Below are 21,936 nucleotides of genomic sequence, written 5' to 3' on the forward strand. Positions count from 1 at the left end.
GCGTCGGCCTGATAGGAGGCCTAAATCGGCCAAGGGACGGGAAGACGTCAACAGCCGCCCGGGACCTGTTATCGAGTCATTAGGGGGACGGGGCAGCTGTGGGTGACGTGCGGCGTCAGGGGGTGCTGCGGCGTCTCCGACTGCGGGTAGCCGCCTTGGTCACACTCATCAGGTGCTGGACATGCTCGAGCATCATGATCGTGTTGAGCGGCGAATCTTCGAATTGACTGCTATGCGCTCGGGGATTGCGCCAAGCCGCCACAACGCCCTGGCACATCATCATGTGCCCGCGCTGTTCACTCTTATCACTGTCAGAGCGAAGGCGGTTCAGCCGCAGCAGTGGGTTGCCTACCGAGAAGGCTGTCGTCATGAGGCCGTCGCCATCGAGCGCGAGGCCGGTGCGACCTCGCACGCACTCATTCAGGGCTTTAACGCTCGCCTCGATTGCGTCGGCGTAGTGAGCCGAGATGAATCGTGAGCGCGTGGCCGCCCGAAGATCTGTGTCAATGACGCGCCTGTCGTACTCCGCTAGGAGCAGTTCAGCAGGATCTAGCGGAGTCTGCTCAATTGACTCGATCCTTCCGCCAGCAGTGGGCCGGCTGAACTCCGCAACATCGCCAGCAATCCGCTGAGCCAGTTGAATGCTCTGCTGAGGTTCGTTGCTGCGCATCATCGACCGTAGAGATGCTTGCCCATGCTGGCGAAGATCTGGTCGATCTGCTCTGGGGTTGCGTCGGCTGGGATGTGAATCTGGATGTCGAGGTGAACCTTCGGCAGATTCTGTCCGCCGTCACCGCCTCCATTGCCGCCGCGATCAAGATCAACCGACTCGCTCGGCTTCGGCGGCTGGGCCGCGGCCTTCCTCGGATTCCTGTTCCTGCGTGGTTCGGCCCGCGGGCGCTGGGCCGACGGTCCGCTCGCCTCAGTCGAATTGCCTTCCGGAAGCTGCTTCTTCGCGATCATCGCGAAGGTTGCCGCCATCTGGCGAGCGTTGGACGTCCCGAGCCCGCTGTGCTCAAACCATGTCTGGACTTGCGCGGCATCGATCGCGCCGGTGTTGTCAGTGAGGTTCATCAGGTCATCCGGGTACACCTCATCGAGGATCTCCTGGCAGGCGTCTCCGTAGGACTCTTTCACCCGCCATTTGCCACCTCGCGCAGTCAACGCACCGTCGTCATCGATGAGGCCAAGGCGGCGCATCCCGCTCACGACGTTGTCTCTGGCGCTGTCAGGGCTCGCCATGCCGAGGAGTGTGGCGACGTTCTGAGGTGTGAACTTCACTGACGGCGCGGAACTTGCTCGTTCCTGAAGGGAGCGCCAAGCCTTCGCGGAGACCCTTGGATAGATCGTGCCCGCCATCAATAACCCCCGCCTGCATCCTGACTTGGAAAGCCCCCAGGTTCAGGAACGTACACCTGGGGGCCGTCAGGCGGACCGGCAGACACGCTAAGACGTGCCATTGGCTGCCATTCAGGGTGGCCGGGGAGAGGTACTCCAGGCCGGAGGGGGCCGGTCAGGGTGGGTGGGGCTGAGCAGGGCCGGAGGAGTCAGGTGCGATTCCCAAGCTGACAGTGCGGGTTCGATTCCCGTCACCCGCTCCGCTTGTCAGAACAAAGTCCAGGTCCCATCGTGACCTGGACTTTTCCTTTGCCTCGCGCTCCCATTCAAACGGTTGACCTACGAGACCGTTGCTCCGGTCAACGGACTGTAGGCGTGCTTGCGGGTGGTGGATCGGTGGGTGAGGATCGCGGCGATCGTCCACACGACGGCCAGGACGGTCATCGGGAAGAGGTCGCCGTCCTCCTCGGTGAAGAAGAGAATCAGGCCGAGATTCACCGCGGCGTGGGCGGCGGTCGCGACGGCGAGGTTGGTACCGCGGGCGGATTGCAGGACTGCGCCCATCACCACCGAGAGCGAGGTCGCCATCACCACGAACAAGCCCATGTAGACGACGCCGTACGCGAACCCGCCGACATGCCAGAAGCCCCAGAGCACGCCGACGATGAGCGACGAACGCAGTACCGGGAAGCGGGTCTGTAGGTAGGGCTGGAGATAGGCGCGCCAACCGAGCTCCTCACCGACCGCGCCGACGATCATCGTGATCACCAGGACTCCCAAGGGAAACGGCAGACTTTCGGCTCGCCAGCTGTGGCCGGCGATCACGTGGACGAGCACCGACGCGAGCAGCGCCGCAATCACGATGCCGACGACCAACGCACTCCGGCCGGCCGCCACCGCGACCGGCGTGAAGCGGGCCCGCACGCGCGTCGTACGACGGAACAGCAGGAACATCACGCCGACCCCGAGCGCCGGCGCGAACTGCACCAGCTGGATCAGGTCCGGGTCGGGACCGGTCGCGGCCTGGATCGCGTTCAGCACTCCGCTGAAGACCATCGTGGCCAGATAGAACACCAGCACGCGGAAGAACATCGTCACTCCTGGGCGAGGTAGGGCGCGAGCATCAGGTCCAGCTGCTCGGAGAGGAACTCGCTGAGCGAGCCCCAGCCGTTCACCGCCCAGACCTGCAGCGCGCCGTTGAAACAGACAAGGGTGTGGCGAGCGAGAGCCGGTACGTCGGCATCCGGGCGCAGCTCACCGGCGTCCTGGGCCGCGCGGTACAACCGGGCGCAGCTGTCGACGATCGCGGCGGAGTGCGCCAGCGCGTGCTTCCGGAACTCCGGATCGGCGACGTCGAGCTGGACGAACCCGAGCCCGTTGCCGAGCTCCTCGCGGTGCTTGATGTGGGCAACGGCCGTCAGCGCGAAGGCCCGCAGGGTCGCCAGCGGCGAGGTGTTGCGCGCCTCGGCTTCCTCCGCCGCGCGCAGCACCATCACCGGCGACCGCGCGGCGGAGGCGAGCAGCAGACCACGCTTGGAGCCGAACCTCTGCACCAGCGTCGGCGCCGCCAGACCGACCCTGGCGCCAACCGCCGCGAGCGTCAGTTTCACCGGTCCGAGCTCGGCCAGGACCTGACGAGTGGCGTCCAGGATCACGTCGTCGCTGACCAGCCGCGGCCGGGCCATCCTGACCCCTCCCGAGTTTGTGAACCGTCATTCGTTAATGACGGGACAGTAACAGATCCTTGTTGGATCAGTTAGTCAATGGCAACGGGTGAACAGCGGGACCCGGAGAGGGCCCGCGTGGGTGCTCGTTGCCCGGTCCACCCGCCGCGGGCTGGGTTCGTCGTACCAACGGGAGCCTCTTCATGCGTTTCGCCCGCACCGCCTTGGGTCTGTTGCTGACCCTGACAGGCCTGGTCGTCACCTTCGCCGGAGCCGCGGCCGCCTTCTGGCTGGTCGGCCCGGACAACACGATCTCCACCGGCAGTCAGTCGTTGACCAGCAAGGGCCTGGCCGTCATCACCGCGCCCGACCTGCTGGACCGGCACGGCCCGACCCTGCACGTGACCGCGACCGGGACCAAGCCCGTGTTCGTCGGCGTCGGGCAGGACCTGGACGTCTCCAACTACCTGGCCGGCGCGGCCCACACCCGCGTGATCCGGTACGACGTTCCGTCCACCTTCAGCACCCAGCAGATGCACGGCGGCATCCCGCGGCTGACACCGCCGGGCGAGCTCGACTGGTGGGTCGCGAAGTCCGGCGGCAACGGCCCGCGGTCGATCGCCTGGCCGATCCAGGACGGCACGTTCGACGTCGTCGTGATGAACGCGAACGGCAGCCCGGCGGTCGGCGCCGACGTCCGCTTCGGCGTCGAGGTGCACCGCGGGTTCGGCATCTGCCTGCTGGTCCTCGGCGCGGGTGTCGTCCTCCTCGCCCTCGGCCTGGCCCTCGCATCCCGCCGCCGCCCGGCCGCGCCGGCCCCAGCTTTCACACCCGCGCGCATCGCCTCGGTCCCGGCCCCGGCTCGGTCCGTGCCGGCCTCGCCCACCGCCGCGCCGTCCAACTCCACGCCGGCCAACTACGCGCCGGTCGCGTCCGCGCCGGTCGCCTCGGCTCCGGTCGCCGAGCCGGTGTCGCCCTTCGCGCCCGAGCGGGTCAGCCCGTTCGCGCCGGTCGCGACCGACCCCCCGGCGTACCGGGCGCCCGCCGACGAACCGATCACCGAGGAGATCCCCGTCTGCCTCCCGGCGCTCACCTACCCGCGGCCCGTGCCGAAGCCGGCCAAGCAGCCCATCCCGGCCGCCCCGATGCTGATGTCCCCCGCCGCCGTCGCCCGCGCCACGTCACCCGCCCTCCTCACCCCGGTCGGTGCAGGCGGCCCGGCGTACGACGAATCGCCGTACCAGGAGCCGGTGGTCGAGCCGGAGACGGTGGCTCTGGTGGAGTCTCCGGAGTTCGAGAAGAGCGACGAAGCTGTCCGGAGGACCGCCGCACTCCTGGCCAGCGGCGCTTTGTTGCTCACGACAACGAGTTGCAGCCTGCTCCCGGCCAAGAACAGCATCGTCGCCTCCGACACCCGCCCGGCCGTCACGCTCGCCGACGCGCAGGCCGTCGTGGCGAAGTACAACCAGCTCAACAACCGCGCCAACGCGAACCGCGACGCGAAGCTGTCCGAGACGATCGAGGCGGATCCGACCCTGGCGCAGACCCGGGCCGGCTTCGTCATCGGCCGCAAGCTCGACGCGGCCGGCAAGGACTCCACCAAGCCGTTCACCTACACCGATCCGCAGATCGGCGCGCCGGACTTCGGGTCGTACCCGATGCGGTTCGTGGTCAGCTCCGGCGTTTCCGGTGAGCCGGACAGCTGCCAGCTCGGCGTCTGGCAGCGGCAGAGCGCGGGGACGCCGTGGCTGCTGACGAACTCGGTCTACCCGTCGGCCTCGATGAAGCTGCCGCCGATGGAGGGTCTGCGGACGCCGCACAAGACCGATCTGGACAAGCTCCACAGCCTGCCGACTTCCGCTGCCACCAACCTCGCGGCGTACCTGTCCGGCGGCGCGAAGTCCGCGCAGGCGAAGTACTTCGTCCCCTCACCGGGGTCGGCGAAGCTCCTCGAGCAGCGGGCCAAGGCCAAGGTCGCGGACACCAAGGAGTCGTACATCGCGAGCGTCTCGGACACGTTCACCCCGTCCGGTGACCCGCTGACCTTCATCACGTCGTCGGGTGAGGCGCTGGTTTTCCTGGCCCTGACCGAGCAATACCTGCAGCGCGTCGAGCCGGGTTCGAACGCGTACTGGACCAGCGGTGGGGCGACCGCGTTCAGCAGCATGGTCAAGTACACGCAGACCCTGCACCAGGACTATCTGCACCAGGTCGCGCTGGTCATCCCCACCAAGGCGAGCGGCGGCACGATCCGCATCCTCTCCATGGACGGGCAGCTCGTCGGCGCCGGAGGGTCCTGAGCCGCGTTCCGATTAGTTGGCGGCAAGCGGTTGCTGAAGGATAGTTCCGGCTGGTTGACTCCGGGCGTGAGGTTTTTCCCATCCGCCCGGGAGTACCAGTGGACATCACCCGCCGTCGCCTGCTGTCGTTCGTACCCGCCACCGCTCTGCTGACCGCGGTCAACCCCGCACCCGCGGCCCGCGCGGCCGAGACGATGACTGCGATGGATGCCGACCCCGCCCAGTTGCTCACCAACGCGATCGGCATCTACGCCGGTACGCCGGAGTCCAACGCGCGTCCCGAGGTCGCGGCCAAGCTCACCAGCCTCGACACCACCGCTCGGACCTGGCTGGCGGCACTGGACACCGCCGGCGCGGGCGAGCTGTTCGCCGGTCTGCCGCTCGGCACGAGCGACCCGAACCTCAGCGCGTCGTACCAGCACCTTTACGAGATCGCGCTCGCCTTCCGGCGTCCCGGCCCGGCGTCCGATCTGCAGGGCAACGAGCAGGTCCGCGCCCGCGTCGCCGAGAAGCTCGGCTGGCTGCACGACAACTACTACGGCGACCAGTCGAAGGGGTACTACGGCAACTGGTTCAGCTGGGAGATCGGCATCTCGACGTTCGTGTCGAAGACGCTGGCCCTGATCGACGCACCAGCCGAACTCATCACGCCGTACGTCGCCTCGATGGACGCCTATCTGCGCAACGGCAAGGACGGCGACGTCGACCTGGATTCGCGTTTCCACACCGGCGCCAACCTCGTCGACATCACCGCGAACCGGGTGCTGCAGGGCGCACTCACGGGTGACGACGCGCGGATCCGGAAGGCGCTGCAGGACCAGTTCACGGTCTTCGCCACGGTCGATCCGTACAACCTCCAGCACGGCGTCACCGATGGGTACTACGCCGACGGCTCGTTCATCCAGCACGCGTCGGTCGCCTACACCGGCTCGTACGGGAAGGGCCTGCTCAGCCGGGTCGTGCAGACGATCAAGGTGCTCGACGGGACGGAGTACGCGCAGGGCGGCGACCTGGTCGGCGTGGTCCAGGGCTGGGTCGAGGACGGGTTCGCGCCGCTGATCTTCGAGGGCTGGATGATGGAGATCGTCAAGGGCCGCGCGGTCTCGCGGACCACCACCACCGGGTACGCGGACGTGGCGGTCGTGGTGGAGGCGATCGTCGACCTGGCCGACTACGCCGCGGGGGACGACGCCGCCCGGCTGAAGTCGTTCGCGAAGTTCACGTCGCGGCCGACGATCAACCCGACCACCTTCGTCTCTCCGGTCAGCGTCGCCCGGTACGCCGACATCCAGGCGGACCCGGCGATCGTCCCGGCCGATCTCAACCCGGCGGCGAGCAGTACGGCGTTCAACGCGATGGACCGGACCGTGCACCGGCGGCCCGGCTTCGCGTTCGCACTGGCGCGGAACTCGGAGCGGATCAGCAAGTACGAGTACATGAGCGGCGAGAACCTGATGCCATGGTTCCAGGGCGACGGCGCGCACTACCTGTACCTGACCGGTCAGGACCAGACCCAGGCGTTCGGCGTCGACTACTTCACCGCCGTCTCGCCGTACGCGCTCGGCGGTGTGACCGCGCCGGTGGAGACCCGCAAGACGATCCCGGAGCTCTACGGAACGCCGTACTACGACAACCCCTCGCACCCGCTGAACTTCACCTCGTCGTCGGAGTCGCAGAACACCTACGTGTACTTCCCGGTCGGGACCAACGCGTACTCCGGCGGCGCGACGCTCGGCGCGTACGGCGCGACCGGGTGGGTGCAGTCGGACGACTTCGCCTACGCGTCGCGCGACATCCTGCCGGACGACTTCGTGGTCTATCGGAACGCATCGGCGACCAAGTCGTGGTTCATGCTGGACGACGAGATCGTCGTTCTGGCGGCCGGCGTGGGCGACAAGGATCGATCGGTGACGACGACTCTCGACACTCGCATCGCGGCGCAGGGCGCGCCGGTTGCGATCACCGGCGTACGACGGGACGGCCGGGAATGGACTGGGACGGGTACGACGGATCCACGGTGGCTGCGGTACACGGATGGTGGAGTTGCGCTCGGGTACTACTTCCTGCAGCCGAGTCAGGTGTCGGTCGGACTCGAGGAGGTCACGCGGAGCCGGCGGGTGGTGCGGACCTCGAACCCGGACACGGCCGTGACCAAGCAGGTGTTCGGGTTGACCGTCGCGCAGCCTGCTCGGGCGACGCGGGCACTCGCGTACGCATTGGTGCCTAACGCAACGGAATCCGCGTTGCGCGGCTACCAGCACGGGCGGATCGCCGTACTGTCGAACACCTCACGACTGCAGGCGATCCAGCATCTCGGGCTGCGGCTGACCGGTGCGAACACGTTCACATCCGGTCATCACAACCTGCCAGGGCTGACGATCGACGGGCCTGCGTCTGTGTTGTTGCAACGGCATGCCGATCGGACGACGACGGTCTCGGTGTCGGACCCGACCACGCAGCGCGACACGATCACGGTGAACCTGTGGGCGCAGTACCTCCGAGCCGAGTCCGCGGATCCCGGCGTACAGGTCGTGCAGACTGTGACCGGGACGCGGCTGACGTTCACGACGCGGCACACGTATGGGCGCAGTTTGACGGTCAAGCTTCTTCCAGCCTGGTGATGAGCGTCCGCATGGTGGCGAGCGTCGTTCGCAGGTCGTCGAGGGCGACGTCATTGCTGAGCTTGGCGGCGAACGGGTGCTGGGCGACGGCGATCTGCCGGATCGCCCAGTAGCCGGCCTCGGTACAGGCGAGCAGTTTGGCGCGGCGGTGCGCCGGATTCGGCTGGTACTCGGCGAGGCCGCGTTCGACCAGCAGGTCGGCGATGCGCTGGACCCCCTGGCGGCTGACGCCCATGATGCGGCCGACCTCGGCGACCGACCGCGGCTCATCCAGGACGCCGCCGAGGACCTGCCACCACGCGGCGGTGAGCCCGCCGTGCGCGGCCAGATCCTGGGCGGCCTCCATCAGCCGGGCGTTCAGCCGGAAGGTGGCGAGGATGACGTCGGTCAACAGCACACCACCTTCCGTCGCCGGTCCCGGCTGCGGCCAATCCTTGCGGGGTGGAACCGTCATCCGACCAGGATCGGGTACGCCGATGGGTCGGCGCGGTGGAACACGCCTTCGTACGCATCCAGCTTGCGGTCGTCCGCGAGGCCGAGCCGCTGCAGCGTCGCCCGCGCGAACTGCACCGGCGAGTCCGGTCCGGCCGTGATCAGATCACCGTCGACCACCGCTCGCTCGTCGACGTAGTTGTCACTGCCCTGGTAGCCGGTGGCCTGCAGGTACTCCTTCACCGCGCTGGTGTGCTTGCGCTCGTCCAGCAACCCAGCCCGCGCCAGCCCAGCCGTCGCGCCGCAGATCGCCGCCACCGGAATCCCGGCATCGAGGAACCGCTGCGCCAACTTCGCGAACTCATCCCCTCGCCCGTCGTCCCACTGCCCCGAGCCCGCCAGCACCAGGAGATCCCCTTCATCCGGCTCAACGTCGGCCAGCGCCACGTCCGGCACGATCCGCATCCCACCCATCGTCACCACCGGCTCAACCGTCTCCCCCACAGTCACCACCGTCCACGGCACCCCGGTGAACCGCCCAGTCCGCAACTCGACCAGCAGATGCCCGATCTCCCAGTCCGCCCAAGTCTCATACACCGCCACATAAACTGTCCTCATAGACAACATACTGTCATAACGACAACATGCTGTCAATAACTGGCAGGTCTGGATGACGGGTTGTTTGGCCGCTGACAGGTTTCACGGCGCCAGTGGTCAAATAACCCGCTATCCGGCTTCCACGGCTTCCTTGATTTGGGTGGCTGTGGAGGTGGCGGTGTGTTTGGTGGTGTCGATGACCAGGTCGGCGGTGGGGAGGAGCCAGGTTCGGGCGGCTTGGTATTCGTCGACGTGGTCGTGGCGCCAGGGGCGGATGTCTTTGCCTTCGGGGTCGGCGTCGATGCGGGCGTGGAGGGTTTCGGCGTCGGCGTCGAGGAGGACGTGGATGACGGTGTGACCGAGGGCATGGAGACCAGTGGTGATCTCGCGCCAGTAGTCCTCGACCAGGACTGTTTGTACGGCGATCAGGTGCTGGCCGGTGAAGCGAGCGACCTCGTCCATGACGACGGGGACGAGGGTGCGCCACGGCGGCAGTTGCTGGAAGTCGGTGAACTGCTGGTCCTTCAGGTTCGCCGACAACATGTAACCGACGTACTCGGGGTCGAACAGCCGGGTCCCCTCGGTGAGCTCGACCAGCTTCCCGGCGGTCGTCGTCTTCCCCGCCCCGAACGTCCCGTTCACCCAGATGATCGTCATGGTGCGGTACGACGCTCCGCCGCGGCGATCGGTTCGAGGCGGAGGAGTGCGATCCCGGCGACCGCAGTCGCAGCCGCGGACAGGACCAACGCACCGCGAATGTCGAGCGCCGCCAGCAGGTTGGTGGAGCCGAGCAGCGGGATCGTCTGCGCCAAGGACAGCAGCGATTGCAGCCGGGTGAGGTGCGACCGCGGCGTACTGCGGACGAACACCGGCGCGATATGCGACGTGAAGATGCCGACGCCAACACCCTGGACGAACGTGACACCGACCGCGACCGCAACGGACGCCGCCGCACCCAGACCCGCGATCCCGACCGCCGCAAGCAAGCACCCCAGTCCGCCGGCCAATCCCGGTCGTGCGAACGTGCCGAACCGCGCAACGAGCAGCGTCACGATCAACCCGCCGGCCACGCCCACACCGACAACCAGACCGGTCTCCGACGCGGTCCAACCGTGTGCACGGGCCAGCAACGGCACGCACAACGACCGCACCGGCAGCACGAACGCCGCGACCAACGCGACCACCAGCAGGACACTCCGCAGTACCGGGTCCCGCCATGCCACCCGGATCCCGTCGCCCGCCTCCCGCAGCACCGACCGCGGTGCATCCCCAGGTCTCACGTCGTACGGCGGTCTGATCGCGAGCAGCACCAGGAACTGGACGGCGAACGTCAGTCCATCCACCACCAACGCCCCCACCAGACCGACAAAGGCAACGATCACCCCGCTGATCGGACCGGCTCCGAGCGTGACGATCTGCGTGACCGACGTACGCAAAGCCATGGCCCTCGGCAGCTCTTCCTCTGTGACGAACAACCGAGGCAGAGCGCCCGCCGCGGGCAGTGCGAACGCGTCGACCGTCCCGACTACGGCTGCGGTCACCAGCAGCAGCGCAGCGGTGACGTTGGAGGCCACGGCGGCCAGGGCGAAACAGCAACTGCCGACGACGGCCGAGCAGACGAGCAGCATGCGGCGTGGGCCCCAGCGGTCGCCCAGGACGCCGCCGAGCAGGAGAAGTACGGCGCGCGGCAGAAAGAAGGCGGTCAGCACGAGCCCGGCGATGTGCGGCGCGATTCCGGTCGCCGCCCAGCCGAGGGCGAAGAAGAGCGCGCTGTCGCCGAACGCCGAGAGTGTGGAGCCTGCCAGCCAGCCGTAGTAGCTCCGGTTCACCCGTCCAGCCGGACGGGCATGACGAGCGTGGTGAACGTGCCCTGGTCGGCCGACCGTACGACGACCGGCCGGTCCTGAGCGCAGATCTCGAGCAGTACGTCGGGACCGACGCTCACGTCGAGCGCCGCCCCCAGCAACGACGCGGTGAACCCGATCCGCGCCGCGCCCGACCCGATCACCTCGAGCGGCTCGCCACCATCGATCCGCAACTCCCCCGAACCGATGTCAAAGGCAACTACCTCGCGCCCCTCCAGGGCCGCCCGTAGCGCGGCACGATCCACCACTACCCGGCACACCGGTGGCGCCAGCCCGTCGAGGATTCCTTGGTACGCCGGGTACTCCGCATCCACCACCGCGATCTCGCGCGATTCCCCGTCCCGCACGATCACCGCATCCTCGCCCCGGATCTCGAGCTCCACCATCTCACCCGCCGCCGCCCACCGGCTCAGCCCAGCCAGCTCGTCCGCCCGCACCAACACCCGTCCCGCCGCCCCACCAAACTCCACCGGCCGCACAGTCCGCACAGCCAACCGATACCGATCCGTCGCCACGAACACCACCTCATCCGCCCCCACCTCAACAAACACACAGTCCAGCGCAGCCAAGGCCGCCGCCGACGCCTCGGGACTCGGGGTGGTGGAGGCGGTGTGGCTGGCGGCGGCGGGAGCGACCTGGCGGATGGCGCTGGCGAATTCGGGGCCGCCTAGGACGACCCGGGTGTGGTCGGCGGTGAGGTGGGTCAGGAGGTGGTCGGCGGCGGCGCGAGCGGCGGCTGTCTTGGCCTCGACGGTGCGCAGGTGCGCCCGCACGAGATCCGCCAACTCCGCCGGATCGGCATCCAGGGCGAGGCGGACCTCGGCCAACGGCAGGTCGATCTCGCGCAGGTCGCGCAGGAGCCGGGCCCGGGGTTGCTGGGACGGGGCGTAGTAGCGGTAGCCGTTGGAGCCGTCCACCGACGCGGGCGGGAGCAGGCCGCAGTCGTCGTAGAACCGCAGGGCGCTCGGCGCCAACCCCACCAGCCGGGCGAACTCACTGATCGTCAACCTCGAAGTCATGCCGCGACCCTCAGCCCTGAACCAACTCGAAGGTCAACTCCGCAGCCGCCCCCACAGGCTCAGCGTCTTGCCGAACCGCTCGCCGCGGATCCAGTCGAGGATGCTCTTCGCGGACCGCTCCGGCGACACGTCGCCACGCACCGATCGCGGCACGTGCTTGCGAATCTCGGCCGCGTCCGCCAGCGCCTCCTCGATCTGCGCCTCGGACCAACCGCGCCCGGCCAGTCGCTTCCGCCGTACTGCCTCCGAACAGTCGAGATGCAGCCATCTGCCCTCCGGCAGCTCCGCCGGCAACAACGGCGACAGCAGCAGGACCGGGATCCCGGACCGCCTGATCAGCTCGGTGATGCGCAGCCACAGCGCGTTGTATGCAGGCCAGATCGGCGCCGCAGTCGGACTGGCGATGTTGATCCCGAGCAACCGGCCGTGATCGTCCAGTAACTCGTCCATGTCCATCACGACCATGTTTCCCGGGCTCAGCCGGACCAGCTCCGGCACGACCGTCGTCTTCCCGGCCCCGGGTGCACCTGTCACCACGAACAACCTCGTCACACACCTAGTGTGGGGTCACTCGATCAAGAGACGCACGGGAGGCCGTACGTCGGGCTCCAGGGTCGCCAGACCGGCTATGCCAGGAGTGATCGACCCCAGCACGCTCGAGTGCCGCGCCCCCGTGCAGCTCGGCACCGTTCCCCCGAGGCCGTGAGCCGTCAGGAATCCGAGTACGGCGAACGCGTACGCCTCCTTCGCCGCCGAAGGCAAGCCCAGCTCGTCGGTACTGCGCAACGGCACCGCCCCGAGCTCCCCCGCCAGCAGGTGCATCAGCACCGGATTGCGGATTCCACCACCGGACGCGATCACCTCGGTCCCGCTGTACCGTCGTACGGCGTCCGCGACGGTTCGAGCGGTCAGCGCGGTCACCGTCGCGACCAGGTCGTCGGCCGGGACATCCGGCAGCCCTTCCAAGACCCGGGCGAGATAGGAGAGGTTGAACAACTCCTTCCCGGTGCTCTTCGGCGCCGCCCGCTCGTAGTACGGCTCGGCCATCAACCGCCCGAACAGCTCCGGATGCACCCGCCCACGCCCAGCCATCGCCCCATCCGCATCGAACCCGAGCCGGCCGCCCGTCAGCTCGGCAACCACCGCGTCGATCAACGCGTTCGCCGGACCGGTGTCGAAGGCAACAGGTTCGCCATGGACGACGGTGATGTTCGCGATCCCGCCAAGATTCAGGGCAATCGGTACGCCGGACCGCCCGCGCAACCACAGCACGTCGATGATGCTGACCAGCGGCGCGCCCTGACCGCCCGCCGCAACGTCACGCGCCCGTAGATCCGAGACAACCGGAATGCCGGTCGCCTCCGCGATCCAGGCGGGCTGCCCCAACTGCAGCGTCCCGCGGACCGACCCGCCGTCGACCCAGTGGAACACCGTCTGCCCGTGCGACACGATCAGATCGGCGTACCCGCCGCACAGCTGCTCGACCGCCTGCCGAGCGACATCGGCGAACGCCTGCCCGATCCCCGTGTCCAGCCGGCAGACCTGCTCCATCGACGTACTTGCCGGCGGCAACGACCCGGCCACGGCAGCGCGCAGGTCGTCCGAGTACGGCTGGCTGAGCATCCCGAGGGGGGTCAGCACCAACTCGTCCCCGTCCAGCCGCAGGTCCGCAGCAGCAGCGTCGATGGCGTCGTACGACGTCCCGGACATCAGGCCGATGACTCGCATGTCAGTCTCGCAACTCCCGTCGGTAGTCGTCGCCGCGCAAGGTGAGCAGCGCGCCCACGCTCACCGCACACGTCACCATCACATACCAGGCCGGGATGTCGATGTCGTCCGTCCGCTTGATGAGCTCGGTGATGATCAGCCCGGCCGACCCGGAGAACACCGCGTTCGACAGCGAGTACGCCAACCCGAGGCCGGTGTAGCGAGCCCGGGTCGGGAACATCTCCGCGAGCATCGCCGGCCCGGGCCCGGCCATCAGCCCGACAACCAGCCCGGCCACGAACACCGCGATCCCCTTGGCCGCGTTCCCGGATTCCTTGTCCTGCAAGAGGTTCATCAACGGCAGCGCCAGTACGACGACCAGCGCCGCGCCGGTCGCCATCACCGGGCGCCGCCCGATCCGGTCACTCAACCACCCGGCCGGGAGGATCGACAGCGCGAACCCGAGGTTCGCCAGCGCGGTCGCGACCAGCGCCTGCTGGAACGTCGCATTCAGCGTGGCCTGCAGGTACGACGGCATCACCACGAGGAACGTGTAGCCGGCCGCCGACCAGCCCATCAACCGACCGATGCCCAGGGCAATCGCCTTCGCCACCTCGCCCAGCGCGGCCGGCTCCGGCTCGCGCTCCTGCACCCGCGCGAAGGTCGGCGTCTCCTCGAGCTTGAGCCGCAGCCACAGCGCCACCAGACCGAGCGGCAGCGCGACCAGGAACGGCACTCGCCAGCCCCAGTCGTTCAGCGCCTCCTCGCTCAACGTCGTCGCCAGGATCGCCGCCAGACCCGCTCCCGCGAGCAGTCCGAGGGCGACGGTGAACGACTGCCAAGCGCCGTACAGCCCACGCTTCGTCTTCGGCGCGAACTCGGTCATGATCGACACCGCGCCACCGAACTCGCCGCCGGCCGACAACCCCTGCAGCGCCCGCACCAGGGTCAGCAGCCACGGCGCAGCCGCGCCGATGGTCTCGTACGTCGGCAGTACGCCGATCAGCGTGGTCGACCCGGCCATCAGCAGCAGCACCAGGATCAGCGTCGGCCGCCGGCCGATCCGGTCGCCGACCCGGCCGAACACCGCCGCCCCGATCGGACGGAAGAAGAACGCCAACGCGAACGAGGCGTAGGTCTTGATCAGACTCTCCGCGTCGCTCGTCGACGTACTGCTGAAGAAGTTCGCCGCGATCACTGTGGCGAAGAAGCCGTAGGCGCCGAACTCGTACCACTCGACGAAGTTCCCGACCGTCCCGGCGACCAGTGACCGCCGCGTCCGCGCCGCGCCGACCTGGCCGGTTACTGCTGGAGTGCTCACCTCGGGTCCTCTCCTGCCTGGCCCCCGTAGGTTTCTCCCACCCCTGGATCCATCTTGGTCTATTAGTCACCAGTCCCGCGACCCCAGGATGCAACCTTCCCCACATTCCCCGTACGCGATCGTCGCGCCACGCCCTCCCGGCGGCCCGCCGACCCCTTGACACCGGGTGAGCGGCGATCGATGATCGGTGACGCTATACCGGTTTACCTCCGCTCGCCGCCTGCGCATTCCGCCAGGCGGCGAACTGGACTTAACCGTTATAGCGCACCGCCCACCTTTGACGAGGAGTCGATCGATGAGTCCACAGCTCATGCGGAGAAGGACCCTGTTGTCAGCCCTGGCCGCGGGCACCGCGGCGGCCACCACCGGGGTCGCACTGCCGGCCCAGGCCCAGCCGAAACGGTGCCAGGCCCGGAAGAACGGCCCGATCTCGGTGGTCTACGTCGAGGTCAACAACGAACCGATGACGAACGTCGCGAAGTACACGCTGGCCGGCGGCGGCGCGCAGGTCTTCGACGTCGCGGTGATCTTCGCGGCCAACATCAACTACGACGGCTCGAAGGCCTACCTGTCCTTCAACGAGAACGTTCAGAACGTGCTCGACAACGTGGCCACCCAGGTCCGGCCGCTGCAGCGGAAGGGCATCAAGGTCCTGCTGTCGATCCTCGGCAACCACCAGGGCGCCGGCTTCGCGAACTTCCCGTCCCAGCAGGCCGCCGACGCGTTCGCCCAGGAGCTCGCCGACGCGGTCAACCAGTACGGCCTGGACGGTATCGACTTCGACGACGAGTACGTCGAGTACGGCAACAACGGCACCGGCCAGCCGAACGACTTCTCCTTCGTCTACCTGGTCCAGGCCCTCCGCCAGAAGCTGCCGAACAAGCTGATCACGCTCTACGACATCGGCCCGGCCTCGGACCGGCTGACCTACAACGGCCAGAGCATCGCCAACACCTTCGACTACGCCTGGAACCCGTACTACGGCACCTGGGGCGTCCCGAGCGGCCCGACGTCGAAGGCCCGCCTCTCCCCGGCCGCCGTGTCGTACACCGCGACCAGTTCGTCCACCGCGGCGAGCCTCGCGCAACGCACGGTCGACGAGGGGTACGGCGTCTTCCTCACCTACAACTTGACGTCGGCGGACACCCACACCTACATCTCGGCGTTCACCCAGAAGCTCTACGGCAGCGCCGCCGTGTACACCCCGTGAACTAGAACTCGTACTCCCAGCCCGGCTTCCAGTCGAACGGGGCGGCGATCAGCTCCTCGATCGGCGCGCGACTGCCCAGAAGGTGCTCGAAGGACCACCGGTTCGCCGAGTGCGCGACCACGAGCACCTTCCGGCCGTCGTACCAGCGCTTGACGTCGGACAGGAACGACCGGGTCAGCTCGACGATCTCGGCGTAGCTCTGCCCGCCGGGGAACGGCGTGTCGACGCGCTCGACCCGCGGCTCGAGCGCGCCCGACCGCGCTCCGTTCAGCTCGCCATAGTTGCACTCGCGGAGCCGCCAGTCCTGGAAGTGCGGCGCACTCAGGCCGGCCAGCTCGACCGTGTGGACGGCCCTCCGCAGGTCGGAACTGAAGATGACATCGACGTCGCGCCGGCGCGGTCCGATCGCAATCGCCTCCCGGATCCCGGCCTGCGACAGCTGCCCCGGCAGCCATCCGGTCGCGATGCCGCGCTCGTTGTCGAGGGTGATCGAGTGGGTCTCATAGATCAGTGTCGTGGTCACACCTCACACCTAATCTCACTTTGCCTTCATTACCGGCCGGTATATACTCAAGTTACTCGTGAGTATTGCGCTGCGAAGAGGTAGGGGAAGCCTGTGAACCACTACAAGTCGAATCTGCGGGACATCGAGTTCAACCTGCTCGAGGTCCTGGGCCGTGACGCGGTGCTCGGGCAGGGCCCGTACGCCGACATGGACGTCGACACCGCGCGTGAGGTGCTGGCGGAGATCGATCGACTGGCCAAGCACGAGCTCGCCGAGTCCTTCATCGAGGCCGACCGGAACCCGCCGGTCTTCGACCCGGAGACCCACGAGGTCCGGATGCCCGAGGCGTTCAAGAAGAGCTACCACGCCTACATGGACGCCGAGTGGTTCAAGCTCGAGCTGCCGGCCGAGCTGGGCGGACAGCCGACCCCGCCGTCGCTGCGCTGGGCCGCCGCCGAGCTCGTGCTCGGTGCCAACCCGCCGGTGCACATGTACGCCGCCGGCCCGAACTTCGCGCACGTGCTCTGGCGCAACGGCACCGAGCGGGACCAGAAGATCGCGCACCACATCATCGAGCGCGGCTGGGGCGCCACCATGGTGCTGACCGAGCCGGACGCCGGTTCCGATGTGGGTGCCGGGCGCACCAAGGCCACCCTGCAGGAGGACGGCAGCTGGCACATCGAGGGCGTCAAGCGGTTCATCACCTCCGGCGAGCACGACCTGACCGAGAACATCATCCACCTGGTGCTGGCGCGGCCGCAGGGCATCGACGGCGTCGGTGGTCCGGGCACCAAGGGCCTGAGCCTGTTCGTGGTCCCGAAGTACGACTTCGACCTGGAGACCGGCGAGCTGACCGGTGAGCGCAACGGCGCCTTCGTCACGAACGTCGAGAAGAAGATGGGTATCAAGGTGTCCACCACCTGCGAGATCACCTTCGGCGACGGCGTGCCGGCCAAGGGCTGGCTGCTCGGCGAGGTGCACGACGGCATCGCGCAGATGTTCCAGGTGATCGAGTACGCGCGGATGATGGTCGGTACCAAGGCGATCGCCACCCTGTCCACCGGCTACCTGAACGCATTGGAGTACGCGAAGGAGCGGGTGCAGGGCGCCGACCTGACCCAGCCGGCCAAGGACGCGCCGCGGGTCACCATCACCCACCACCCGGACGTCCGCCGGTCCCTCATGACCCAGAAGGCGTACGCCGAGGCGCTGCGGGCGCTGGTCCTGTTCACGGCGACGTACCAGGACCGCGCCGAGCAGGCCCGGTACGCCGATGAGCATGACGTGGTCGCCGAGGGCGTGAACGATCTGCTGCTGCCGCTGGTGAAGGGCTACGGCTCGGAGAAGTCGTGGACCCTGCTCGGCACCGAGTCGCTGCAGACGTTCGGTGGCTCCGGCTTCCTGCAGGACTACCCGATCGAGCAGTACGTCCGGGACGCCAAGATCGACACCCTGTACGAGGGCACCACGGCGATCCAGGGCCAGGACCTGTTCTTCCGCAAGATCATCAAGGACCAGGGCAAGGCGCTTGGTCACCTGGCCGAGCAGATCCAGGGCTTCGTCGCCTCCGAGGCCGGCAACGGCCGGCTGAAGGAGGAGCGCGGGCTGCTGGCGAAGGGCCTGGAGGACACCCAGAAGATCCTGGGTGTGATGGGCCAGGCGCTGATGGCGAGCAACCCGCAGGCGGAGAACGGCGACCCGCGCAACATCTACAAGGTCGGCCTGAACACGTCGCGGCTGCTGTACGTCCTCGGTGACGTGGTCTGCTCCTGGCTGATGCTGCGGCAGGCCGAGGTCGCGCTGGACAAGCTGGGTGGCGAGCTCTCCGCCGCCGACCAGGACTTCTACACCGGCAAGGTGGCCGCCGCCCAGTGGTTCGTCCGCTCCACCATGCCGACGGTCCGGGCCGAGCGGATCAAGGCCGAGCTCACCGATCTCGACATCATGGATCTGCCCGAATCCGCCTTCTGACCCGAACCCCTCCGGCTCGACCACTTGCGCGGGTCGAGCCGGAGGCCCGGGCAGATGATCTGCCCCGGGTTGCCCCACGACCTGCCCTGGTGAGGAACCGCTGTTTGTAGGAGCGTTTCTGCCCGTGGCAACACAGCGGCCCTGGCTTGGCTTCCCCTGTCCGAGCCAGGGCCGTCGCCCGTCCCCCGCCGTACGCCGGGGGTGACCTCAGGAAGCCCTCAGGGACGCCTCGGGGGATCTGCCGGATCCTGCGGCACCGCCAGTCGGCCTACTGTCGAGCAGACAACGAGGCGGGGCAGCAGAAGAAGAGGCGGACGATGGCGGAGAGCAAGCAACTGGGGGCTGTGCTTCTGGTGGTCGCGGCGGGACTGGCGTTCTGGACCTTCGGGGACCGGGACTCCGACGACACCCACACGATCGACGATCGGATCACCACCGTCGAGCTGTCCGCCGAGAACGCCGACGTCACGATCAGGGTGTCCGGCGACGACCAGACCACCGTGCAGGAGAAGCGCAAGTACTGGCTCTGGAAGCACGGCGACGCGTACTCCGTCGACAATGGCACGCTGAAGCTCGATGGTGACTGCGGCTGGCAGTGCAGCGCCGACTTCGAGGTGACGGTCCCGCGCGGTACCAAGGTGATCGGCCACAACGGCAGCGGTGACGTGTCCATCGCCGGAGTCAGCGGCGTCGACACGCAGTCCACGTCCGGCAAGGTCGAACTCAGCGACATCAGTGGTGACGTGAAGCTCGACCTGACCTCCGGCGACGTCGAGGTGTCGGACCTGACCGGCAAGCTGGACGTGACGGCGAACTCCGGTGACATCGAGGCGCGCGGCCTGAAGGGCGGCCCGGTGAACGTCGAGACCACCTCCGGCGACATCCAGCTCGACCTGGCCGAGGCGAACGACGTACGGGCGAAGGGCACCAGCAGCGACATCGAGATCTCCGCGCCGTCGGGTGGTTACAAGGTCAGCACCGAGACCCGCAGCGGCGAGGTCGAGAACCAGCTCGGCAACGACGCCGACGGGTCTCACACCCTCGAGGCGACCACCACCTCCGGCGACATCGACCTTCAGTCGCGCTGACCGTCCGTGTTTACCCTCCGGGTACAGATCGGGTGGCGCGGGCGACAGCGGGCGTTGATGGATAACGCCGCCAACGCGGAGTAGCGTCAGAGTTGTACGGGCGACTTCACTAGGAGGCTCGGATGAGCATCGGTGTGGGGATCTTTCTGATGGTGGTGGGCGCCATTCTGGCGTTCGCGGTCCGGGACTCGTGGGAGGCCGTCGACCTGACCGTCGTGGGCTACATCCTGATGCTCGCCGGCCTGGCCGGCATCGTGCTCTCCTTCTACATCACCAACCGGCGCCGTCGCGTCGAGACCGACGCGATCGACCCCGCGGTCGAGGAGGAGTACCGCGTCGTCGAGGAACACCACCGCGACATCCAGGAGTAGCGCTCAGACGGTTCCGCCGGACAGCACCAGTTCGAGTCGGGGTGCGCCGTCCGGGGTGACGCGGATCGGGACGCCCCAGTCCTGGCGGTGCATGTGGCAGGCCGGGAACTCGACCTCGGCCGAGTCGTCGCACGACGCCGCCTGGACAGCGACGTGCAGTACGCCGTCCCCGACCCGCTCGTCGATGACGAGCCGGCGGCTCAGATCGATGGAGTCGCCGGCGCCTTCACGCAGCAGGTTCTCCGGCGTCGACGACACCAGCAGCCGGGTCGACGGTCCGTACCGATCGTCCAGCTTCTGCCCCGGCGGCGGCGTGAAGACGACCTCCAGCGTCACCTCCCCACCCGTGACATCCATCGGCGGCCGCTGGGTCCTGGTGCTGAACTCGTCCGCCTTCGCCGACGCACCCAGCGGGATCCGGGTCAGCCGATGGGCCGCCGACTCGACCACCAGCAGCTCGTTGCCCACGACAACAGCACCGCTGGGCTCGGCCAGTCCGGTGGCCATCGTGTCGACCACATCGGTGCGCGGGTCATACCGTCGTACGGCGCCGTTGTAGGTGTCGGCGATCACGATCGAGCCGTCCGGGAGAACGGTCACACCGAGCGGGTGCTGGAGCAGGGCTTCGCTCGCCTTGCCGTCGCGCAGGCCGAAGTCGAACAGGCCGGTGCCGACGGCGGTGTGCACCTCGGTGTCGATCCAGCGCAGCGCGGAGATCTCGGAGTCGGCCAGCCAGAGCCGGTCCCCGTCCACCGCCAGACCGCTGGTCTGCGCGAACCACGCCTCGGCCGGGGCGCCGTCCTTCAGCCCCTCGTTGGTGGTGCCGGCGGCAACTTCCGTGACCTTGGTGAACGGGTCGTACGTCCACAACTGATGGACTCCGGCCATCGCGATCCAGACCTTGTCCTGCCACCAGGCGACATCCCAGGGAGAGCTCAGTACGTCGGTCCCGTCGCCGTCCATCCACTGTCTGCCGGTGCCGACGAGGGTGGTGACCTCGCCGGACTGCAAGGCGATCCCCCGGAGCGCGTGGTTCACCGTGTCCGCGACGACGACGTCGTACCCGAGTCTCGCGGCCTGCTCGTCCGGCAGCAGGGTCAACCCGTTCGGTTCGGCGAACCGCGCCTCCGACGCGCCACCGTCGACGAAACCGCGCTCGCCGGTGCCGATCCGCCGTACGACGGTGGTCGCGTCCGCGGCCAGCTCGACGATGCTGTGGTTACCGGCGTCCGCGACCAGGAATCCGTTGTCCAGAGCAACGACCTTCGCGGGGAATCGCAGGTCGGTGGGCTCAGCCGGTGGAGCGACGTACGGGGACTTCCCTCGGGTCAACGTGCCCGCCTGCTCGTGCTCGGCGATCAGCTCGGCCAGCTGGGCGTCGAGGGCGTGCGCGTGTCCTTCACCGGAGTACTGCGCGACGATATACCCGTTCGGGTCGACCAGGACCAGCGTCGGCCAGGCTCGTGCGGTGTAGTTCTGCCACGTCACCAGCTCGGGGTCGTCGAGCACCGGGTGGCCGACCTCGTACCGCTCCACCGCGGAGCGGACGGCCGCTTCCTCGCCCTCGTGCGCGAACTTCGGCGAATGCACTCCCACGATCACGAGCGCGTCGCCGTACTTCTCCTCCAGCGGCCGCAACTCGTCCAGCACGTGCAGGCAGTTGATGCAGCAGAACGTCCAGAAATCCAGCAACAAGAACCGCCCCCGGAAGTCCGCGAGCGACAGCTCCCGCCCTCCCGTGTTCAACCACCCACGACCCTTGAGCTCCGGCGCACGCACATGCATCCCACCATTGTCCGCCGCGGCTCAAGGACAGCCGATCCCACCCCACCATCCGGACCGTCCCCGCCCGCCTCCCCGCCGGTGGTGTACGGATCGACGGGTAGTGCACCGGCGAGACACCGTACACAGAAACGCACCAGCGCTC

General features: G+C 68.1%; 20 protein-coding genes. 6 read left to right on the forward strand and 14 right to left on the reverse strand.

Annotated features, from left to right (window positions below; all coding sequences use genetic code 11):
- Positions 1-115 precede the first annotated feature (115 nt).
- From ACIBG5_RS39180 to ACIBG5_RS39195, 4 genes are all read right to left on the reverse strand, one after another.
- Entirely contained in the window at positions 116-673 is a 558-nt protein-coding gene (locus ACIBG5_RS39180; protein WP_396396973.1) for a TIGR02391 family protein, read from the reverse strand.
- Positions 670-1,242, reverse strand: coding sequence for a hypothetical protein (locus ACIBG5_RS39185; protein WP_396396975.1), 573 nt, complete (start codon positions 1,240-1,242; stop codon positions 670-672). Before ACIBG5_RS39185 ends, ACIBG5_RS39180 begins: the two co-directional genes overlap by 4 nt.
- A gap of 435 nt (positions 1,243-1,677) precedes the next feature.
- Positions 1,678-2,430, reverse strand: coding sequence for a CPBP family intramembrane glutamic endopeptidase (locus tag ACIBG5_RS39190; protein WP_396396977.1), 753 nt, complete (start codon positions 2,428-2,430; stop codon positions 1,678-1,680).
- A gap of 2 nt (positions 2,431-2,432) precedes the next feature.
- Positions 2,433-3,023, reverse strand: a complete 591-nt coding sequence (locus ACIBG5_RS39195; RefSeq protein ID WP_396396978.1) for a TetR/AcrR family transcriptional regulator — start codon at positions 3,021-3,023, stop codon at positions 2,433-2,435.
- Between the two features lie 182 nt (positions 3,024-3,205).
- On the opposite strand from ACIBG5_RS39195, the gene ACIBG5_RS39200 reads away from it, so the two are divergent.
- A complete protein-coding gene (locus ACIBG5_RS39200) occupies positions 3,206-5,302 on the forward strand; it encodes a hypothetical protein (RefSeq protein WP_396396979.1) in 2,097 nt (698 codons plus the stop codon).
- Positions 5,303-5,400: 98 nt separating this feature from the next.
- Complete coding sequence (locus ACIBG5_RS39205) at positions 5,401-7,923, forward strand: polysaccharide lyase family 8 super-sandwich domain-containing protein (RefSeq protein ID WP_396396981.1); 2,523 nt, start codon at positions 5,401-5,403, stop codon at positions 7,921-7,923.
- Here the strand turns inward: ACIBG5_RS39205 and ACIBG5_RS39210 are convergent.
- The 8 genes from ACIBG5_RS39210 to ACIBG5_RS39245 all read right to left on the reverse strand — a co-directional run bounded on the left by ACIBG5_RS39210 (position 7,901) and on the right by ACIBG5_RS39245 (position 14,864).
- Entirely contained in the window at positions 7,901-8,377 is a 477-nt protein-coding gene (locus ACIBG5_RS39210) for a MarR family transcriptional regulator (RefSeq protein WP_360455319.1), read from the reverse strand. The two genes, ACIBG5_RS39205 and ACIBG5_RS39210, sit on opposite strands and share 23 nt — an antisense overlap.
- Entirely contained in the window at positions 8,374-8,973 is a 600-nt protein-coding gene (locus ACIBG5_RS39215; protein ID WP_396396984.1) for a DJ-1/PfpI family protein, read from the reverse strand. Before ACIBG5_RS39215 ends, ACIBG5_RS39210 begins: the two co-directional genes overlap by 4 nt.
- A gap of 108 nt (positions 8,974-9,081) precedes the next feature.
- Complete coding sequence (locus ACIBG5_RS39220) at positions 9,082-9,609, reverse strand: AAA family ATPase (RefSeq protein WP_396396986.1); 528 nt, start codon at positions 9,607-9,609, stop codon at positions 9,082-9,084.
- Positions 9,606-10,781: an MFS transporter gene (locus tag ACIBG5_RS39225; protein WP_396396987.1), complete on the reverse strand. Its 1,176-nt coding sequence runs from the start codon at positions 10,779-10,781 to the stop codon at positions 9,606-9,608. The genes ACIBG5_RS39220 and ACIBG5_RS39225 overlap by 4 nt, the downstream gene beginning before the upstream one ends.
- Positions 10,778-11,836, reverse strand: coding sequence for a MerR family transcriptional regulator (locus ACIBG5_RS39230; RefSeq protein ID WP_396396988.1), 1,059 nt, complete (start codon positions 11,834-11,836; stop codon positions 10,778-10,780). The genes ACIBG5_RS39225 and ACIBG5_RS39230 overlap by 4 nt, the downstream gene beginning before the upstream one ends.
- Before the next feature lie 33 nt (positions 11,837-11,869).
- Entirely contained in the window at positions 11,870-12,388 is a 519-nt protein-coding gene (locus ACIBG5_RS39235) for an AAA family ATPase (RefSeq protein WP_360455336.1), read from the reverse strand.
- A gap of 15 nt (positions 12,389-12,403) precedes the next feature.
- On the reverse strand, positions 12,404-13,564 hold the full coding sequence (locus tag ACIBG5_RS39240; RefSeq protein WP_396396989.1) for an anhydro-N-acetylmuramic acid kinase: 1,161 nt from the start codon (positions 13,562-13,564) through the stop codon (positions 12,404-12,406).
- A gap of 1 nt (position 13,565) precedes the next feature.
- A complete protein-coding gene (locus ACIBG5_RS39245; RefSeq protein ID WP_396396990.1) occupies positions 13,566-14,864 on the reverse strand; it encodes an MFS transporter in 1,299 nt (432 codons plus the stop codon).
- Between the two features lie 295 nt (positions 14,865-15,159).
- Between ACIBG5_RS39245 and ACIBG5_RS39250 the strand changes: the two genes are divergently transcribed.
- On the forward strand, positions 15,160-16,074 hold the full coding sequence (locus ACIBG5_RS39250) for an endo-beta-N-acetylglucosaminidase H (RefSeq protein WP_396396992.1): 915 nt from the start codon (positions 15,160-15,162) through the stop codon (positions 16,072-16,074).
- A gap of 1 nt (position 16,075) precedes the next feature.
- On the opposite strand, the gene ACIBG5_RS39255 is transcribed toward ACIBG5_RS39250, so the two are convergent.
- Complete coding sequence (locus ACIBG5_RS39255) at positions 16,076-16,597, reverse strand: histidine phosphatase family protein (protein WP_396396994.1); 522 nt, start codon at positions 16,595-16,597, stop codon at positions 16,076-16,078.
- Positions 16,598-16,690: 93 nt separating this feature from the next.
- Here ACIBG5_RS39255 and ACIBG5_RS39260 point away from each other — a divergent pair, with 93 nt between their 5' ends.
- From ACIBG5_RS39260 to ACIBG5_RS39270, 3 genes are all read left to right on the forward strand, one after another.
- The gene (locus ACIBG5_RS39260; protein ID WP_396396996.1) at positions 16,691-18,550 is read left to right on the forward strand and encodes an acyl-CoA dehydrogenase; all 1,860 of its coding nucleotides are present in this window, start codon (positions 16,691-16,693) and stop codon (positions 18,548-18,550) included.
- Positions 18,551-18,867: 317 nt separating this feature from the next.
- Positions 18,868-19,638, forward strand: coding sequence for a DUF4097 family beta strand repeat-containing protein (locus tag ACIBG5_RS39265; RefSeq protein WP_396396998.1), 771 nt, complete (start codon positions 18,868-18,870; stop codon positions 19,636-19,638).
- 122 nt (positions 19,639-19,760) lie between these two features.
- Positions 19,761-20,009 (forward strand): DUF6458 family protein, encoded by a 249-nt coding sequence (locus ACIBG5_RS39270; protein WP_360455356.1) that lies wholly within the window; start codon positions 19,761-19,763, stop codon positions 20,007-20,009.
- A 3-nt stretch (positions 20,010-20,012) separates the two neighbouring features.
- Here the strand turns inward: ACIBG5_RS39270 and ACIBG5_RS39275 are convergent, their stop codons facing one another.
- Entirely contained in the window at positions 20,013-21,794 is a 1,782-nt protein-coding gene (locus tag ACIBG5_RS39275; protein ID WP_396397000.1) for an NHL domain-containing thioredoxin family protein, read from the reverse strand.
- Positions 21,795-21,936: the final 142 nt, after the last annotated feature.

This window comes from Kribbella sp. NPDC050241 (genome assembly GCF_044459685.1).
Lineage (GTDB): Bacteria > Actinomycetota > Actinomycetes > Propionibacteriales > Kribbellaceae > Kribbella.

What these genes read in the sequence shown, in the direction of transcription:
- ACIBG5_RS39210 (WP_360455319.1), bottom strand. Translation starts at nt 8,377, where the DNA reads ATGACGGTTCCACCCCGCAAGGATTGGCCGCAGCCGGGACCGGCGACG.
- ACIBG5_RS39265 (WP_396396998.1), top strand. Translation starts at nt 18,868, where the DNA reads ATGGCGGAGAGCAAGCAACTGGGGGCTGTGCTTCTGGTGGTCGCGGCG.
- ACIBG5_RS39220 (WP_396396986.1), bottom strand. Translation starts at nt 9,609, where the DNA reads ATGACGATCATCTGGGTGAACGGGACGTTCGGGGCGGGGAAGACGACG.
- ACIBG5_RS39250 (WP_396396992.1), top strand. Translation starts at nt 15,160, where the DNA reads ATGAGTCCACAGCTCATGCGGAGAAGGACCCTGTTGTCAGCCCTGGCC.
- ACIBG5_RS39200 (WP_396396979.1), top strand. Translation starts at nt 3,206, where the DNA reads ATGCGTTTCGCCCGCACCGCCTTGGGTCTGTTGCTGACCCTGACAGGC.
- ACIBG5_RS39275 (WP_396397000.1), bottom strand. Translation starts at nt 21,794, where the DNA reads ATGCATGTGCGTGCGCCGGAGCTCAAGGGTCGTGGGTGGTTGAACACG.
- ACIBG5_RS39270 (WP_360455356.1), top strand. Translation starts at nt 19,761, where the DNA reads ATGAGCATCGGTGTGGGGATCTTTCTGATGGTGGTGGGCGCCATTCTG.
- ACIBG5_RS39180 (WP_396396973.1), bottom strand. Translation starts at nt 673, where the DNA reads ATGATGCGCAGCAACGAACCTCAGCAGAGCATTCAACTGGCTCAGCGG.
- ACIBG5_RS39190 (WP_396396977.1), bottom strand. Translation starts at nt 2,430, where the DNA reads ATGTTCTTCCGCGTGCTGGTGTTCTATCTGGCCACGATGGTCTTCAGC.
- ACIBG5_RS39215 (WP_396396984.1), bottom strand. Translation starts at nt 8,973, where the DNA reads ATGAGGACAGTTTATGTGGCGGTGTATGAGACTTGGGCGGACTGGGAG.
- ACIBG5_RS39230 (WP_396396988.1), bottom strand. Translation starts at nt 11,836, where the DNA reads ATGACTTCGAGGTTGACGATCAGTGAGTTCGCCCGGCTGGTGGGGTTG.
- ACIBG5_RS39195 (WP_396396978.1), bottom strand. Translation starts at nt 3,023, where the DNA reads ATGGCCCGGCCGCGGCTGGTCAGCGACGACGTGATCCTGGACGCCACT.
- ACIBG5_RS39240 (WP_396396989.1), bottom strand. Translation starts at nt 13,564, where the DNA reads ATGCGAGTCATCGGCCTGATGTCCGGGACGTCGTACGACGCCATCGAC.
- ACIBG5_RS39185 (WP_396396975.1), bottom strand. Translation starts at nt 1,242, where the DNA reads ATGGCGAGCCCTGACAGCGCCAGAGACAACGTCGTGAGCGGGATGCGC.